Here is a 16,624-nt window from a genome sequence, read left to right on the forward strand (position 1 = left end):
CCAGAGCCAGAGCCAGAGCCAGAGCCAGAGCCAGAGCCAGAGCCAGAGCCAGAGCCAGAGCCAGAGCCAGAGCCAGATCAGGGTATGGCGTCACCCGAACAGCCACAAGCTGAGGACAATGCAAAAACTGAGAATGTATCTGCAACCGAAAAACCAAGGACACTGACCATCCCGGTCATTACGCCAGAGCCCATAACCCTCAACAAGCACCGGCCTAGCAACAACCTTAAACCCGTGCTTACCCTGTTCTTCGGTTGCCTGCTTACCGGTGTTTTACTGGCCGGGCAGTATCTCTGGTTCAAACGTTTTGAATTGGCCTACAACGATAATTTACGGCCATTTTATACTTGGCTATGTCCCGGCTGTGATTTCCTACAACGCCAGGATCTAAGTCAACTCAGCAACCCACAACTAGCTATTCAACCCCACCCCCGCTATCAGGACTTGATCCGGGTAAGCTTTATCCTGCTGAATCATGCAAACTTCAACCAACCCTACCCGGCATTAAAACTGACCTTCTCTGATCTGCGTGGGCGAACGGTAGCCAGCCGCACATTCCAGCCCCGAGATTACCTGGCAAAAGATGCCGCGACAGCGTTAATTCCCAGCAGTATACCCATCCAGTTATCCCTGGATATTGCCGCCCCCGGAAATCGGGCAGTCAGTTACCAACTGGAAATACTGCCAGCGGATCGACACGGGCGCTAAATCGCTCAAAAAATCATCAGAAAATCCTTGGACAGCGATGTCCGAACAGGTATTATAACCGGCCTCCCAAACAGCTTATTTACGCCCGGTACCTACTGTGGTGCCTAGGGTTTGTTTGACCATTTTTCAGGGAATCTGCATGTTCACAATCGGCCCCTATACCATTGATAGTCAGGTTATCCTGGCACCAATGGCAGGCGTGACTGACCGACCGTTTCGTCAGCTTTGCCGACGTATGGGTGCAGGACTTGTGGTCTCTGAAATGGTGATCTCAGATACGCGCTTATGGAACACCCGCAAATCAGCACAACGCCTGAATCATGATGGCGAGCCTGAACCTCGTTCAGTGCAGATTGCCGGTGGCGATCCAGCCATGATGGCTGACGCGGCGCTCTGGAATGCACGCCGGGGCGCCCAGATTATTGACATCAATATGGGCTGCCCAGCCAAGAAAGTCTGCAACCGTGCAGCAGGCTCAGCCTTGCTAAAAGATGAGCCATTGGTAAAACAGATCATCGAAGCCGTTGTTGCCAGTGTTGACCTGCCGGTCACTCTGAAAATCCGTACCGGCTGGGATCCAGCCAACCGTAACGGCGCCACCATCGCCCGTATCGCAGAAGACAGCGGTATTCAGGCACTGGCCGTACATGGCCGAACCCGCAGCTGTGGCTACACCGGCCAAGCAGAGTACGACACCATTGCCCAGATCCGGGAAAGCGTATCCATCCCGGTGTTCGCCAATGGTGACATTACTTCGCCGGAAAAAGCAGCCAAAGTTCTACAACATACCGGCTGTGACGCAGTAATGATTGGCCGTGGTGCTCAGGGACGCCCCTGGTTGCTACGAGAGATTGATCATTACCTGCGAACCGGTACAATGCTGCCCCCACCACCGATGACTGAAGTAAAGAGTTTACTGCTTGAGCACCTATGTGAACTTCACGCTTTCTACGGTGAGCACATGGGTGTGCGTATCGCCCGTAAACACGTTGGCTGGTATCTGCAAGACCAGCCCGAGGGCAAAGTTTTTCGACAAAAGTTTTTTCAACTAGAAACCGCAGCGGATCAGGTAAGCGCCATTGAACAATATTTCAATCGTGTGCGCGACGCCGTTGTTGCCGCTTGAAGACATGGACCAATAGTACCGTGGAATATAAAGAGATCACTCATCCGAACCTGGTATCAAACGCCTCAGAGAATAATAATCGCACCCTGCGTGACAACGTTGAGCAGTCCCTGAACAACTATTTCCGTCAGCTGGATGGTCAGCCCGTCACTGACGTATATCAGATGGTGCTGGCAGAGATCGAAGCACCACTGTTTGAGACGGTTATGGCTTACACCAAAGACAACCAGACCAAAGCATCTCAATTGCTGGGGCTAAACCGCGGCACCCTGCGTAAAAAGCTCAAGCAATACGGCCTGCTTTAATCCTCTTTATACAAGTTCTGGAGTCTGATTCATGACCACTCGTTTAACCCCTGTCCGCCGCGCGCTGATCAGCGTATCCGATAAGACCGGCATTGTTGAATTTGCCCAGGCACTGACCCAGCGCGGTGTTGAAATTCTCTCCACCGGAGGCACTTTCAAGCTCCTGCAGGACAACTCAATTCCTGCGGTAGAGGTGTCCGATTACACCGGTTTCCCAGAGATGATGGATGGCCGGGTCAAAACCTTGCACCCGAAAGTGCATGGCGGCATTCTCGGGCGACGTGGTCAGGATGATGCGATCATGAATGAGCATGGTATTCGCCCAATCGACATGGTGGTAGTCAACCTGTACCCGTTTGCGGCAACCATCGCCCGACCCGACTGCGACCTGCCTATGGCGATTGAAAATATCGATATCGGCGGTCCAACCATGGTGCGCTCTGCAGCGAAGAATCACAAAGATGTTGCCATCGTTGTCAATGCTTCCGATTACGACACCGTGATTACAGAGCTGGACCAAAGCAACGGCCTGACCCAGGCCACCCGCTTTGACCTGGCTGTCAAAGCATTTGAACATACCGCGGCATACGATGGCATGATTGCCAACTATCTCGGCGCGATTGTCGAAGGCGAAGAAGATCAGGCAGCTGACTTCCCGCGCACATTCAACACCCAATTCCATAAAGTGCAGGAGATGCGCTACGGTGAAAACCCGCATCAGCGCGCTGCATTTTATGTCGAAGCGGACCCGGCGGAAGCCTCCGTTGCAACCGCCCGCCAGCTACAGGGTAAAGCCCTGTCCTACAACAACGTAGCGGATACCGATGCTGCACTGGAATCCGTAAAATCCTTTCGCGAACCCGCTTGTGTGATTGTTAAACACGCGAATCCCTGCGGTGTTGCTGTAGGTCCAGATATTCTGGCCGCCTATAACCGCGCGCACCAAACCGATCCAACATCTGCCTTTGGCGGCATCATTGCCTTTAACCGCGAACTGGATGGCACCACTGCCAAAGCGATTGTTGAACGTCAGTTCGTTGAAGTGATCATTGCCCCCAGTGTCAGCCAGGAAGCATCTGATATTGTCGCGGCCAAACCTAATGTCCGCCTGCTGGCTTGTGGCGAATGGGAAGCTGAGCGCGCTCATGGCTTTGACTACAAGCGCGTCAATGGTGGCCTGCTGGTACAGGATCGCGACCTCGGTCACGTCGATGCATCCCAACTGAAGGTGGTGACGAAGAAACAGCCTAGTGAACAGGAGATTCATGATCTGCTGTTCTGCTGGGAAGTGGCTAAATTCGTCAAATCCAACGCCATTGTCTATGCCAAAGATGGTCAGACCATCGGTATTGGTGCAGGCCAGATGAGCCGCGTCTACAGTGCTAAGATTGCCGGTATCAAAGCCGCTGACGAAGGCCTGGAGGTCAAAGGTTCAGTGATGGCATCGGATGCGTTTTTCCCGTTCCGTGATGGTATCGACTCCGCGGCAGCAGCAGGCATCACTGCGGTGATCCAGCCAGGTGGTTCCATGCGCGACGAAGAGGTCATTGCCGCGGCCGACGAACACGGCATGACCATGGTATTTACCGGCATGCGCCACTTCCGTCACTGATAGATATCGGGCCAGTTTGCTGGCCCGACTGCTGTTTGCAGGGTTAACGCTTAAAGGATTTTGACATGAATGTATTAATCATCGGCTCCGGCGGACGGGAACATGCTCTGGCCTGGTCTGTCGCACAAGACTCACAGGTGAGCCAGATTTTCGTAGCTCCCGGTAATGCCGCGACCGCCAATGAAACCAAAATGCAGAATGTAGCCATCGGTGTGTCCGACCTGGATGCCCTGGTAAATTTTGCCCGCGATAACGCCATTGACCTGACCATCGTTGGACCGGAAGCACCTCTTGTGGCTGGCGTGGTAGACCGTTTCCGCGAAGCCGGGCTACGCATTTTCGGCCCCAGTGCTGCTGCCGCTCAATTGGAAGGATCGAAAGCCTTTACCAAAGATTTCCTGGCCCGCCATGAAATCCCAACCGCAGATTATGCCAACTTCACCGAAATTGAGCCTGCCCTGGCCTATATCCGTGAGAAAGGGGCACCTATCGTAGTTAAGGCTGATGGTCTGGCTGCAGGTAAAGGTGTCATTGTCGCCATGACGCTGGAGGAAGCTGAAGCAGCAATCCGCGACATGCTGGCCGGGAACGCCTTTGGCGAAGCCGGTAGCCGCGTCGTCATTGAAGAATTTCTCGATGGTGAAGAAGCGTCCTTTATCGTAATGGTAGATGGTAAGAATGTTCTGCCAATGGCCACCAGCCAGGACCATAAGCGTGTTGGTAACGGCGACACCGGCCCCAACACCGGCGGTATGGGAGCATATTCACCTGCGCCGGTGGTCACTGCAGAGATCCACCAGCGGGTAATGAATGAAGTCATTATGCCAACAGTGGAAGGCATGGCAGCAGAAGGCAATGATTACACTGGCTTTCTCTACGCCGGTCTAATGATCATGGCCGACGGTACGCCTAAGGTCATTGAGTACAACTGCCGCTTTGGTGATCCCGAAACACAGCCAATTATGCTACGTCTGAAATCCAGCCTGGTCGCCCTGTGTAATGCAGCTATAGATCAGAAACTTGATCAAACCAGCGCCGAATGGGATAGCCGCATGGCTGTCGGTGTGGTTATGGCCGCTGGAGGCTACCCCGGCGACTATGGCAAAGGTGATGTCATCAGCTTGCCCGAATCCACCCCGGAAGGCAGCAAGATATTTCATGCTGGCACAGCGCTAAAAGAGGGTCAGGTGGTGACCGCAGGCGGACGTGTCCTTTGCGTCACCGCTCTAGGCAACACCGTGACTGAAGCGCAACAGAATGCTTATGAGCTGCTCAAGCAGGTCAGCTGGAAGGATGCGTATTTCCGCACTGATATCGCTTACCGGGCGATCGCTCGGGAACAGGATAAATAAACCTACTGGTTACCAAGCCGCCTTCGGGCGGCTTTTTACTTTCATGCGGGCATGATTCAGGCAATAATCAGGATGAGCCCCATCAACTTGGATGATATTGCCACCCACCCATTATGATTACACCTAATCATTTCTGCTTGTTAGTCCTGTTCAGCTGCTGGTTACAGGGTTGTTCGGTTGCAGCAACCAATACACCCTCCTCTCAGGAGGACGCGTACTGCCTCAGCGGTAGCAAAGAAAATGACTACAGCTGTGAGACCGGAGCTACAGCAGATATCGAACCAACGGTGGCCACTCCCTCAGCCACTCAACATACAGATGTTGATGAAGTCTGGATGTATACCAAGCTCGCCGAAGTTCGTGCCTGGCTAACCCAACAGAAGCAATTCTCTGCGGCAGAAGCCAGTGCCGACAATCTGAATTGGCAAACACTCCAACTGGGCAGCTTCAGACAAAGCGATAATGCCAGCAAGTTACAAAATCAGCTGCTGGCAAAAGGTTACGCAACTTTTTCTCGCCACCGTGGTGACCTGACCATTGTTTATGTTGGCCGGGAAACCAACCCCTACCACCTGGAAATCATGCAATCAGTACTGCTTGAAGAGTTTAACCTGTTCGGTCGCATTGTGGATTTTCCCGACCAATAAGCAACAGCAAAGTATGAACTTTGCCTGATTCTGTGCTATCCAAAAGGTAGTCCTGTGCAACTAGCACACGAGCCGTCGCCACCCACAGACGGCGGACTATCAGTAGTGCCCGTGACACTCTGGGTGTGATCCACCCTCATCACAGGTACGGTAAAAATATCTGCGTCAGCAACGGAGGATCCCGTATGTTTGCAGAGATGGAGCAACATGACACCCGATATTTACACCTGATGCATGATCGGGAAACCGGCCTGAAAGCAATTATTGCCGTGCATTCCCTCACCCGGGGCCCAGCCATCGGCGGCTGCCGTTTCATCCATTATACCGACGACACTTCAGCGATTCATGATGCGGTACGACTTGCCAGAGGCATGAGTTACAAAGCCGCCCTGGCCGACCTCCCCCATGGGGGTGCCAAAGCCGTGATTATTCGCCCAACTCACCCGTTTAACCGGCAACTGCTGATGCAGGCCTTTGGCCGCTTTATCAACACTCTGCGTGGTGATTACATCACCGCCATGGACAGCGGCACCCGCGTCAGCGATATGGATCTGATTCGCAGCCAAACACCCTGGGTCAGTTGTACTCATGAGCATGGAGACCCAGCCCCCTACACAGCGCTGGGGGTAGTAGAAGCCATCCGCCAAACCGTCGCTTACCGACTGGGACCGCAAACACTGCGCGGTTTACATATCGCATTGCAGGGCGCAGGGCATGTGGGCATGCGCGTTGCCAAATTACTGCATCAGGAGGGGGTAATCCTAAGTGTTGCCGATATCGATCCGGCATCAGCCGATCGCTGCGCCCGAGAATTCAACGCCCACATTGTCAGCCCTGAGAGTATCTACGATATCCCGGCAGATCTGTTCTGCCCCTGCGGTCTGGGGGCCGTGCTTAACCGGGACACCATCAATCGATTACAGACTCCCATGGTGGTCGGTTCCGCCAACAACCAACTGGCAGAAGAGCAGGATGCTATCCGGTTGGCTCAACGGGGCATCTTGTATGCGCCTGACTTTATGGTAAATGCCGGTGGGTTGATCTTTGTCGCCCTGCAATATGCCGGTCAGTCCGAGCATGCGATCCAACAAAAAATCATACAGATTGGCACGCTGCTGTATTCCCTTTTCCAACGCAGCGATGCCTCGCACCTGACACCGCATTTGCTGGCTCAGGAACACGCCCGGCAGCTTTTGAAAGCCGCTGATCCACTGCACTCCGCCGCCTGAATGCAAAGGAGATCCGCATGCATGACTCAACCATTCTGCGCTATATCGCCCCTAACGGTGAACCACTGACCGCACTGCCCGTCTGGTGTACCCAGACCGACTGGCTAATAACCGCTTACCAGCAAATGCAGTTCGCGCGCCTGCTGGATCAAAAAGCCATCGCCCTGCAACGTACCGGACAGCTGGGCACTTACGCCTCTATTCTTGGTGCTGAAGCTATCGATGTCGCCGTTGGCCTGTGCATGGAGCCATTCGATATTCTGGCACCCTATTATCGTAATCACGCCTGCCAGATGGTGCGAGGTCTTCCCGCCAGTGAGATACTGCGTTACTGGGGTGGCGATGAACACGGCAGTGCAGCGCCGGAGATGCACCGAGACTTCCCTAACTGCATTCCCATCGCCAGCCAGACCTTGCATGCCTGTGGTGCCGCCTTTGCCCTGCGCTACCGTCAACAATCCCAGATAGCCGTAGCCATGTTGGGTGACGGGGCGACTTCAAAAGGCGATTTTGCTGAAGCCCTGAACGTAGCCGGAGTATGGAAGTTGCCGGTGGTATTTGTCATTAACAGTAATCAATGGGCAATTTCAGTACCACGGCACCAACAAAGTGCCGCCAGCCGACTCAGTGATAAAGGCCTGGCAGCAGCGGTGCCGGGCATTCAGGTCGACGGCAACGATATCATCGCCCTACGTATCGCGCTGGACACCGCATTTACCGCAGCCCGCAATGGTGAAGGCCCATTTTTACTTGAAGCACTTAGTTACCGCCTCAGCGACCACACCACAGCCGATGATGCCAGCCGCTACTGTCCCGCCGACGAGCTTAAGCAAGCCTGGCAGCATGAGCCTGTCGCCAGACTGCGTAAGCTGCTGCTGCACCTTAACCTGTGGGATGAGCAACAGGAACAGCAGCTGATGGCTGAACTGCAAACCCAATTGGAGCAACAAGTCGCGGCCTACTTGGCCATACAACCCGCCCCGGTCACCGATATGTTTGACCATCTGTACGCAACACTGCCCGATCAACTGCGATCACAGAGAGACTGGGCCGAAGTCAACCAGATGACCATCGACCAGCAGCAGGGAGATGAGCCGAGATGAATACTGCAATCAGTTTGCTGGAAGCGATCAATCTGGCACTGGCACAAGCGCTGAGGAGCGACCCTGACGTAGTGCTGCTAGGCGAAGACATTGGCCGTAATGGTGGCGTATTTCGCGCCACCGCAGGGTTACAGGACAGCTTTGGCGAGCAGCGGGTACTGGACACACCGCTGGCCGAAGCGATGATCGCCGGTCTGGCGGTAGGCATGGCCTGCCAAGGCCTGAAACCGGTGGCAGAAATTCAGTTTATGGGCTTTATCTTCCCGGCGATGGAGCAACTGGTCTGTCACGCTGCCCGCATGCGTAACCGCACCCGAAGTCGCCTAAGCTGCCCGATGGTGATCAGAGCACCTTTTGGCGGCGGCATTCACGCACCCGAGCATCACTCAGAAAGCACAGAAGCACTGTTCGCGCATATACCGGGGCTGAAAGTTGTTATTCCATCCTCGCCGCTACGCGCCTATGGCCTGTTACTCAGTGCCATCGCCGACCCTGACCCGGTATTGTTTCTCGAACCCAAGCGTATCTACCGCAACGTGAAAGAGCCGGTAGCAGACAACGGCACGCGACTGCCCATTGGTCAGTGTTATACCCTGCAACAGGGGAATGATGTCACTCTGGTTAGCTGGGGTGCCATGATCAGTGAAACCCTCACTGCCGCTGAACAATTAGCCGCGCAGGGAGTTAGCTGTGAAGTGATCGACCTAGTGACGCTTAATCCATTGGATCTGGATACGGTACTGCAATCAGTTAACCGTACCGGGCGCTTGGTGATTATCCAGGAGGCACCGCGCAGTTGCAGTGTCGGTGCAGAGATCGCGGCCAGCGTAGCGGAACACTGTCTGCTATCACTGCAGGCGCCAATTCAACGGGTCAGTGGCTATGACACCGTGATGCCCTATTTCCGTCTGGAGCAGCATTATCTACCCAGCACCGCATCAATTTTGCAGGCGGTCGAAAGCACGCTGGAGGCATTATGAAATATTTCAAACTGCCCGACCTCGGCGAGGGATTAACTGAAGCGGAGATCGTCAGCTGGCATATACAAGCCGGGGATCAGGTCAAAGTTGATCAACCCTTACTGACCGTGGAAACCGCCAAAGCGATGATTGATCTACCCGCCCCGCAAGCGGGTCAGATCTCCCATCTGTTTGGTCAGCCTGGTGACCTGGTGCATATCGGAGAACCGCTGCTGGAATATCAAAACGAATCAGACAACAGCCAGAGTGTGGTAGGTGAAATTCCCTCAACCAGCCATGCGAACAAGACGCAGGGGTTTATTATCGGCGCCGCTACCGGAGCACGCAATAACGCAATACGCACCACCCCCGCCGTCAGAGCCCTGGCACACCGCCTGGGCCTGGATCTACATACCCTGCACGGTAGTGGTCCCAAAGGGCAGATTACACCCAGTGATGTGGAACAGGCCGCTAAGCTGGAACACATCCATGGTCCGGCAGTACCACTGCGAGGCCCACGCCGACATATGGCAAAAAACCTGCAGCAATCCCATGCTGAGGTTGTTCCGGTCACACTCACTGAGCAAGTCTGCATCCAGAACTGGTCATCCAAAGCGAATATAACCCTGAGGCTTATTCGGGCGATTGCCCATGCCCTCGGTCAAGTGCCAGAAATGCACCGCTGGTTTGATGGTAATCAACTCGCTTTGCGGCAACATGAAAAGATAGACCTAGGCGTAGCCGTAGATACGGAACAGGGACTGTTTGTACCGGTGCTGAGAGATATTGCCAACCGTTCCGATGCAGACCTGACAGCAGGGCTGCAGCAGCTAAGACAGGATGTCGCTGCCCGAGCCATTCCCGCAGCGGAATTACAGGGAGCAACCTTCACATTGAGCAACTTCGGTATGCTAGGTGGCTTGTTTGCTACACCCGTGGTTATCCCCCCTCAAGTAGGCATTCTGGCCGCTGGGCGCGTGTTTGATTTTCCTGTGCAAACCCGCCAGGCCATACAACTTTTCCCCCACCTGCCATTATCATTAACCTTTGATCACCGTGCACTTACCGGCGCGGAAGCCGCGCGTTTTCTGGCCTCTGTCGCCACACACTTGTCCCAACTAAGTGCTAAATGAAAAGATTTGTGCGATGCAGCAAAAATCTTTATAGTCATAAAATCATTAGGTTAAGTTTTGTGCAACCTTTTATAAGCTGCGCAATCCAAGCATCAGAGAAATTGATTGTGATCTACACTGACAACAAAGGGCAGATACTTGTTAGGACGCTTCGGCTCCGCCCTGTTTTTGCACAAGAGGGCGTTGTAACCAGACAACTTTGACCGACCCCGGCCATGGCTCCTTAGCAAGTACCTTAGTCTCAACCTGACGCACTTTTTTTATCGTTTGGCTGCAACATAAGGTGACTGTTTATGAGTATTTTTGACCACTATAAGGCGCGTTACGACTCCATTCAGCAGGAAGAACTGTCGCTGGATGAATACCTGAACCTGTGTAAACAGGAGCCAATTGTTTATGCCGATGCTGCAGAACGCATGTTGCAGGCAATCGGTGAACCTGAGCTAGTCGATACCTCCAAAGACCCTCGCCTGAGTCGCATATTCTCCAACAAACTGATCAAACGATACCCTGCTTTCAGCGAGTTTTATGGTATGGAAGATGCCATAGAAAACATCGTTGCCTACTTCAAGCATGCCGCCCAGGGATTGGAAGAGCGCAAGCAGATTCTATATTTGCTAGGTCCTGTCGGGGGTGGTAAATCATCACTGGCTGAACGTCTCAAGCACCTGATGGAGCACATCCCCTTTTACGCTATAAAAGGCTCGCCGGTATTTGAATCGCCCCTGGGGCTGTTCCGTCCTGAAGAAGATGCCACCATTCTTGAAGAAGAGTACGGCATTGCCCGACGCTACCTCAAAGGCATCATGTCCCCTTGGGCGGCCAAACGTCTGCATGAATACGGCGGTGACCTCTCCAAATTCCGAGTGATTAAACTCTACCCATCAATTCTGGATCAGATCGCCATTGCCAAAACCGAACCGGGCGATGAAAACAATCAGGACATCTCCAGCCTGGTCGGTAAGGTCGATATTCGTAAATTGGAAGACTTCCCGCAGCATGATCCAGATGCATACAGTTTTTCCGGTGCGCTATGCCGGGCCAACCAGGGCATCATGGAATTTGTCGAGATGTTCAAGGCACCAATCAAAGTCCTGCATCCGCTGCTGACCGCCACTCAGGAAGGTAACTACAACAGCACCGAGGGTATGGGGGCGATACCCTATGAAGGCATTCTGCTGGCCCACTCCAATGAATCTGAGTGGCAGACTTTCAAAAACAACAAAACTAATGAGGCCTTTATTGACCGTATCTACATTGTGAAGGTCCCCTACTGCACCCGAGTCACTGAAGAAGTACACATCTACGAGAAGCTACTGGAGCACAGCTCGCTGTCTGCCGCACCCTGTGCACCGGATACACTGAATATGCTGGCCCAGTTCACAGTGCTGTCGCGCATTAAAGAACCGGATAACTCCAGCGTGTATTCAAAAATGCGCATCTATGACGGGGAGAACCTGAAAGATACCGACCCGAAAGCCAAGTCGATGCAGGAATACCGGGATACCGCCGGCGTCGACGAAGCAATGAATGGCCTGTCGACCCGGTTTGCTTTCAAGATTCTGTCCAAGGTATTCAACTTTGATTCTGCGGAAGTGGCGGCCAATCCGGTACACCTACTCTATGTCGTAGAAAAAGAGATCGAACAACAACAGTTTCCGACAGAAATCCAGGAACGCTATCTAGGCTTCCTGAAAGAGTTTATCGCACCAAAATATATAGAATTCCTGGGCAAAGAGATCCAAACCGCCTATCTGGAGTCCTATTCAGAGTATGGTCAAAACATCTTCGACCGCTATGTCACCTATGCCGATTTCTGGATTCAGGATCAGGAATATCGTGACCCAGAAACCGGTGACATTCTCAACCGTAAGGCGATCAACGAAGAGCTTGAAAAAGTCGAAAAACCTGCGGGCATCAGCAACCCGAAAGATTTCCGTCACGAAATCGTCAATTTTGTACTGCGAGCCCGTGCCAATAACAACGGCAAAAATCCATCCTGGATGAGTTACGAAAAAATGCGTTCTGTGATCGAGAAGAAAATGTTCTCCAACACCGAAGACCTATTGCCAGTGATCTCATTTAACGCCAAAGCCTCCAGCGATGAACATAAAAAACATGGTGAATTTGTCAAACGGATGATCGAACGCGGTTACACCGAGAAGCAGGTACGTCTGCTTTCTGAGTGGTATATCCGGGTACGTAAATCCCAGTAAGCATCATGTCAGCCATTAAATCGCAGCGGGGTCGCCCTGTGCAGCAATACAGGCGAGGCCCTATGCCGGGGTTACGGGAACTGTTGTATGAGCTATATCATCGATCGCCGTCAAAACGCGAAAAAGAAAAGCACTGTTAACCGTCAGCGTTTCCTTAAACGTTATAAAAAACATATTAAGGAAGCCGTAGAAAGTACCGTTAACAGCCGCTCAATCAAGGAAATGGACAAGGGTGGCAGCGTCACCATCCCACGCCGGGATATCTCCGAGCCGGTGTTTCATCATGGTGATGGCGGTATTCGCAACCGAGTCTTCCCCGGCAATAAAGAGTTTGTTGTTGGTGACGAGTTCCAACGTCCCTCGGGGGGCGGTGGCGACGGTGCCGGCGAGGGCAAAGCGAGTGACCAGGGTGAAGGCGAAGATGACTTCACCTTCCAGATCAGCCAGGAAGAGTTTCTCGACTTTATGTTCGACGGCCTCGAACTGCCATATTTGGTCAAAAAACAGCTTAAGGACACCACCCAGTTTGAAACCCGCCGGGCAGGTTTTACCAATGCCGGCAGCCCCGATAAGATCCATGTGGTGCGCTCCCTACGTTCAGCGCACGCAAGACGCATAGCGCTCTCTGGCAAAGAGCGACGTGCTTTACGGGAAAAAGAAGCAGAACTCGCTGAACTGCTAGCCAGTTCGCCGCAGGCCAGCGGCCAAATCGCTGCTTTACAGGAAGAGATTGAGGCGCTGAAAAAGCGCCTTAAGCGTGTCCCATTCATCGATGACTTCGATATCAAATATAACAACCTGCTGCGTGTACCCATACCCTCCAGCAAGGCGGTGATGTTCTGCCTGATGGATGTCTCCGGCTCTATGACCCAGCCCGTTAAGGATATGGCCAAACGTTTTTTTATCCTGCTGTATCTGTTCCTGAAGCGAAGCTATAAACAGATTGATGTGGTCTTCATTCGCCACCATACCCAGGCAAAAGAAGTAGATGAAGAGGAGTTTTTTTACTCCCGGGAAACCGGCGGCACGATTGTCTCCAGCGCGCTGCAGATGGCAGCGGACGTGATGGAAAAACGCTACCCTCCAGGTGAATGGAACATCTATGTTGCCCAAGCCTCGGATGGTGACAATTGGGATGGCGATTCTCCGGTGTGTAGCCAGTTGCTCAACGAACGACTCCTGAAACGGGTGCAGTATTACGCCTACGTCGAAATCACTACCGGGCCACACCAGAACCTGTGGTTAGAGTATGAGAAAGTGCAGGCACGCTGGCCCGAATGCTTCATGATGCAGCAGATAATGGACCCGGCAGATATTTACCCGGTGTTCCGCAACCTGTTCAGCAAAAAAACGGAGGGAGCCGCATGAAACAAAAGCAGCCCATCTCCACCGGTGCCGAATGGACCTTTGACCTGATTCAGCGTTATGACCAGGAGATCGCCCGGGTAGCGGCAGAATTCGGCCTGGACACCTACCCAAATCAAATTGAGGTTATCACTTCTGAACAGATGATGGATGCCTACTCTTCCATCGGCATGCCACTCAACTACAACCATTGGTCATTCGGCAAACAATTTGTCGAAACTGAGCAGAACTATAAACGTGGCCGCATGGGCTTGGCTTACGAGATTGTCATCAACTCCAACCCCTGCATCTCCTATCTGATGGAAGAGAACACCATGACCATGCAGGCGTTGGTCATTGCACACGCCTGCTACGGCCATAACTCATTTTTTAAAGGTAACTATCTGTTTCGTACCTGGACCGATGCCAGCGCAATTATCGATTACCTGCTATTTGCCAAAAGCTATATCCGCCGATGCGAAGAGAAACATGGTGTAGAAGCGGTAGAAGAATTACTGGACTCTTGTCACGCCTTGATGAATTACGGTGTAAACCGCTATATCCGCCCTCAACCACTGACCGCCAATGAAGAACGGGAACGTCAGCGTTCTCGGGAAGAATACATTCAGCGTCATTTAAATCAGTTATGGAATACCATTCCGAAAAAAGCCGAGTCTGACTCTCGGGAACTGCCGCGCTTCCCAGCCGAACCCGAAGAAAACATCCTCTATTTCGTCGAAAAGAATGCGCCTTTGCTAGAAGCCTGGCAGCGTGAGCTAGTGCGCATTGTGCGCAAGGTCGCCCAATACTTTTATCCGCAGAAGCAAACTCAGGTAATGAACGAAGGCTGGGCCTGTTTCTGGCACTACACGTTATTGCACGCCCTGCATGATGAAGGTCTCGTCACCGATGGCTTTATGATGGAGTTTCTGCACTCACACACCAGTGTGGTCTATCAACCCCCTTTTGATAGTCCCCATTTCAGCGGGATCAACCCCTATACCCTGGGGTATAACATGATGCAGGATATCAAACGTATCTGCTGCGACCCCACTGATGAAGACCGGGAGTGGTTCCCTGACATCGCGGGCAGTGACTGGAAAGCCACCCTCAATGACGCCATGCGTAACTATAAAGATGAAAGCTTTATTCTCCAGTTCCTGTCTCCGAGACTGATCCGGGAGTTAAAACTATTCACCATTATGGATAATTCAAGTCAACCAACCCTGGAGGTAACATCCATCCATAATGAAATCGGCTACCGGCAGATTCGCGAGGATCTGGCCGCCCAATATAACCTTGGCAACCGGGAACCCAATATTCAGATTTATAATGTCGATGTCAGGGGTGACCGCAGCCTGACCCTGCGTCATTACATGCATAACCAGCAACCGCTAGGTGACTCCAGTTCTGAGGTACTCAGACACCTGCATCGCCTGTGGGGGTTTCCGGTACATTTGGAATCCGTACTGCCGGACAATACCGTCACTCGCAGCTACCACTGTCCAGAAAAGATGAAAGAACCGGTAACAGAAGAACTGATTTAAACGAAAGAAGGATGTATGGCTTGCCATAGCCGGTTACCTCAGAGGTATACTCTATGACTTCATTTGGCGTTAATTCCGGAGATCATGCATGGACTGTCTGTTCTGCAAAATTATAAATAAGGAAATACCGGCCGAGATCGTGTTTGAGGATGAGCAGGTCATTGCATTCAACGATATCAACCCCCAGGCTCCCCACCATGTTTTGGTCATTCCGAAAAAACATATTGCCACCACCAATGAAATCACCGACCAGGACACTGCGTTAGTCGGCAGAATGCACCAGGCCGCGGCAGAAATTGCAGCAGAGCGCGGTTTCGCTACCGAGGGCTATCGTGCCGTGATGAACTGCAACAGCCATGGGGGTCAGACTGTCTACCATATTCACCTCCACCTACTTGGCGGCAAGGCGCTGGGGTGGCCTCCCTATACAGACACCCTGAAGCAGCCTGTTTAAGCCGATGTTACAGAACGACAGTATCCAATGACTGGCCAACTGCCCCGGCGTCTGTTCCAGTGGCGCGGCTTTCGCCAGGCATTGCAAGGATTGCATGAGTATCTGCATAGTCACAATGCGGTATTTTTATGTGGCGCCTCCGGCAGTGGCAAATCGACACTGGTCGATGAATTAATAGCTGACTTCCACCAGCAAGGCGTGCCCCACCTGCGCTTTACCGAACCCATGCAGCGCAGTGTCAGCTTGTACAAGGCAATGGCAGAAGCCCTTGACCTACCACTGCCGCGGAAAAAAGATCAATTACTCAAGCGCCTGCACCATTTAAAACAAGCTGACAAGTTCTGCCTGATTGTGATTGATCAGGCCGCCATTGATTGCAGCCATGAAGTCACCCGGGCACTGTTCCGGCTGTGTGATACAAACACTCGAGTTTCAGGCAGTATCAAACTGGTGGTGGTACGTAATGATTACTTAGTGCTGCCCACGCCGGCAACACCTAACACTGCGTTCCACCAGTGGATTTCAGATGAAGTAAAACTGCCGCCGATTGGCTCGGATGAGATCGAAAATTACCTGGGTTTTCTCTGCCAACAACGTCATCGTGAGCGACACCTGCTGCAACAGGGTACCGATCTGGCGATCTACCGGCAGTCTGCCGGCAATATCAGCATACTCACCGAGCTCTTGCTGCCATTGCTGGAAGAGGAAGAGATGATTACCGAAAACAACCTGTTCCCGGTGATTGAAGAACAACCCATTGGCTTGCAATTGCTCTGGATACCACTCTTTCTGGCACTGATGGGTGGTGTTATCACGGCATTTTATCTCATGACTGACAGCCCTGTTGAAACCGAAACCGCTGTCCAACAGCAGTCCCGTTCTTAACATC

The 16,624-nt window shown here is 52.6% G+C and carries 15 protein-coding genes; all 15 read left to right on the forward strand.

Annotated features, from left to right (window positions below; genetic code table 11):
- Positions 1-708, forward strand: a 708-nt coding sequence (locus ACFVYJ_RS13245) for a DUF3426 domain-containing protein (RefSeq protein ID WP_419416028.1), incomplete at its 5' end; no start/stop codon positions are given.
- A 139-nt stretch (positions 709-847) separates the two neighbouring features.
- Positions 848-1,834 (forward strand): tRNA dihydrouridine synthase DusB, encoded by a 987-nt coding sequence (gene dusB, locus ACFVYJ_RS13250; protein WP_419416027.1) that lies wholly within the window; start codon positions 848-850, stop codon positions 1,832-1,834.
- Positions 1,835-1,854: 20 nt separating this feature from the next.
- Positions 1,855-2,139: a DNA-binding transcriptional regulator Fis gene (gene fis / locus ACFVYJ_RS13255; protein ID WP_419416026.1), complete on the forward strand. Its 285-nt coding sequence runs from the start codon at positions 1,855-1,857 to the stop codon at positions 2,137-2,139.
- Between the two features lie 31 nt (positions 2,140-2,170).
- Positions 2,171-3,751 carry a bifunctional phosphoribosylaminoimidazolecarboxamide formyltransferase/IMP cyclohydrolase gene (gene purH, locus ACFVYJ_RS13260; RefSeq protein WP_419416025.1) on the forward strand — a complete coding sequence of 527 codons (1,581 nt, stop codon included), beginning with the start codon at positions 2,171-2,173 and terminating at the stop codon, positions 3,749-3,751.
- Positions 3,752-3,816: 65 nt separating this feature from the next.
- Positions 3,817-5,103: a phosphoribosylamine--glycine ligase gene (purD, locus tag ACFVYJ_RS13265; RefSeq protein WP_419416024.1), complete on the forward strand. Its 1,287-nt coding sequence runs from the start codon at positions 3,817-3,819 to the stop codon at positions 5,101-5,103.
- A gap of 113 nt (positions 5,104-5,216) precedes the next feature.
- A complete protein-coding gene (locus ACFVYJ_RS13270) occupies positions 5,217-5,750 on the forward strand; it encodes an SPOR domain-containing protein (protein WP_463255390.1) in 534 nt (177 codons plus the stop codon).
- Between the two features lie 185 nt (positions 5,751-5,935).
- Positions 5,936-6,979: a Leu/Phe/Val dehydrogenase gene (locus ACFVYJ_RS13275; RefSeq protein ID WP_419416022.1), complete on the forward strand. Its 1,044-nt coding sequence runs from the start codon at positions 5,936-5,938 to the stop codon at positions 6,977-6,979.
- A 17-nt stretch (positions 6,980-6,996) separates the two neighbouring features.
- Positions 6,997-8,082: a pyruvate dehydrogenase (acetyl-transferring) E1 component subunit alpha gene (gene pdhA / locus ACFVYJ_RS13280; RefSeq protein ID WP_419416021.1), complete on the forward strand. Its 1,086-nt coding sequence runs from the start codon at positions 6,997-6,999 to the stop codon at positions 8,080-8,082.
- Entirely contained in the window at positions 8,079-9,062 is a 984-nt protein-coding gene (locus tag ACFVYJ_RS13285; RefSeq protein WP_419416020.1) for an alpha-ketoacid dehydrogenase subunit beta, read from the forward strand. Before pdhA ends, ACFVYJ_RS13285 begins: the two co-directional genes overlap by 4 nt.
- The gene (locus tag ACFVYJ_RS13290) at positions 9,059-10,174 is read left to right on the forward strand and encodes a dihydrolipoamide acetyltransferase family protein (RefSeq protein ID WP_419416019.1); all 1,116 of its coding nucleotides are present in this window, start codon (positions 9,059-9,061) and stop codon (positions 10,172-10,174) included. Before ACFVYJ_RS13285 ends, ACFVYJ_RS13290 begins: the two co-directional genes overlap by 4 nt.
- Positions 10,175-10,467: 293 nt before the next feature.
- Positions 10,468-12,390 carry a PrkA family serine protein kinase gene (locus tag ACFVYJ_RS13295; RefSeq protein WP_419416018.1) on the forward strand — a complete coding sequence of 641 codons (1,923 nt, stop codon included), beginning with the start codon at positions 10,468-10,470 and terminating at the stop codon, positions 12,388-12,390.
- A gap of 87 nt (positions 12,391-12,477) precedes the next feature.
- Positions 12,478-13,758, forward strand: a complete 1,281-nt coding sequence (locus tag ACFVYJ_RS13300; RefSeq protein ID WP_419416017.1) for a YeaH/YhbH family protein — start codon at positions 12,478-12,480, stop codon at positions 13,756-13,758.
- The gene (locus tag ACFVYJ_RS13305; protein WP_419416016.1) at positions 13,755-15,281 is read left to right on the forward strand and encodes a SpoVR family protein; all 1,527 of its coding nucleotides are present in this window, start codon (positions 13,755-13,757) and stop codon (positions 15,279-15,281) included. The genes ACFVYJ_RS13300 and ACFVYJ_RS13305 overlap by 4 nt, the downstream gene beginning before the upstream one ends.
- 88 nt (positions 15,282-15,369) lie before the next feature.
- Positions 15,370-15,735: a histidine triad nucleotide-binding protein gene (locus tag ACFVYJ_RS13310; protein WP_419416015.1), complete on the forward strand. Its 366-nt coding sequence runs from the start codon at positions 15,370-15,372 to the stop codon at positions 15,733-15,735.
- A gap of 27 nt (positions 15,736-15,762) precedes the next feature.
- Positions 15,763-16,620 (forward strand): AAA family ATPase, encoded by an 858-nt coding sequence (locus ACFVYJ_RS13315; RefSeq protein ID WP_419416014.1) that lies wholly within the window; start codon positions 15,763-15,765, stop codon positions 16,618-16,620.
- The last annotated feature ends 4 nt before the right edge of the window (positions 16,621-16,624 follow it).

It is taken from the genome of Pontibacter sp. JAM-7 (genome assembly GCF_048548695.2).
In the GTDB taxonomy this organism is placed as follows: Bacteria; Pseudomonadota; Gammaproteobacteria; order Pseudomonadales; family Balneatricaceae; genus Neptuniibacter.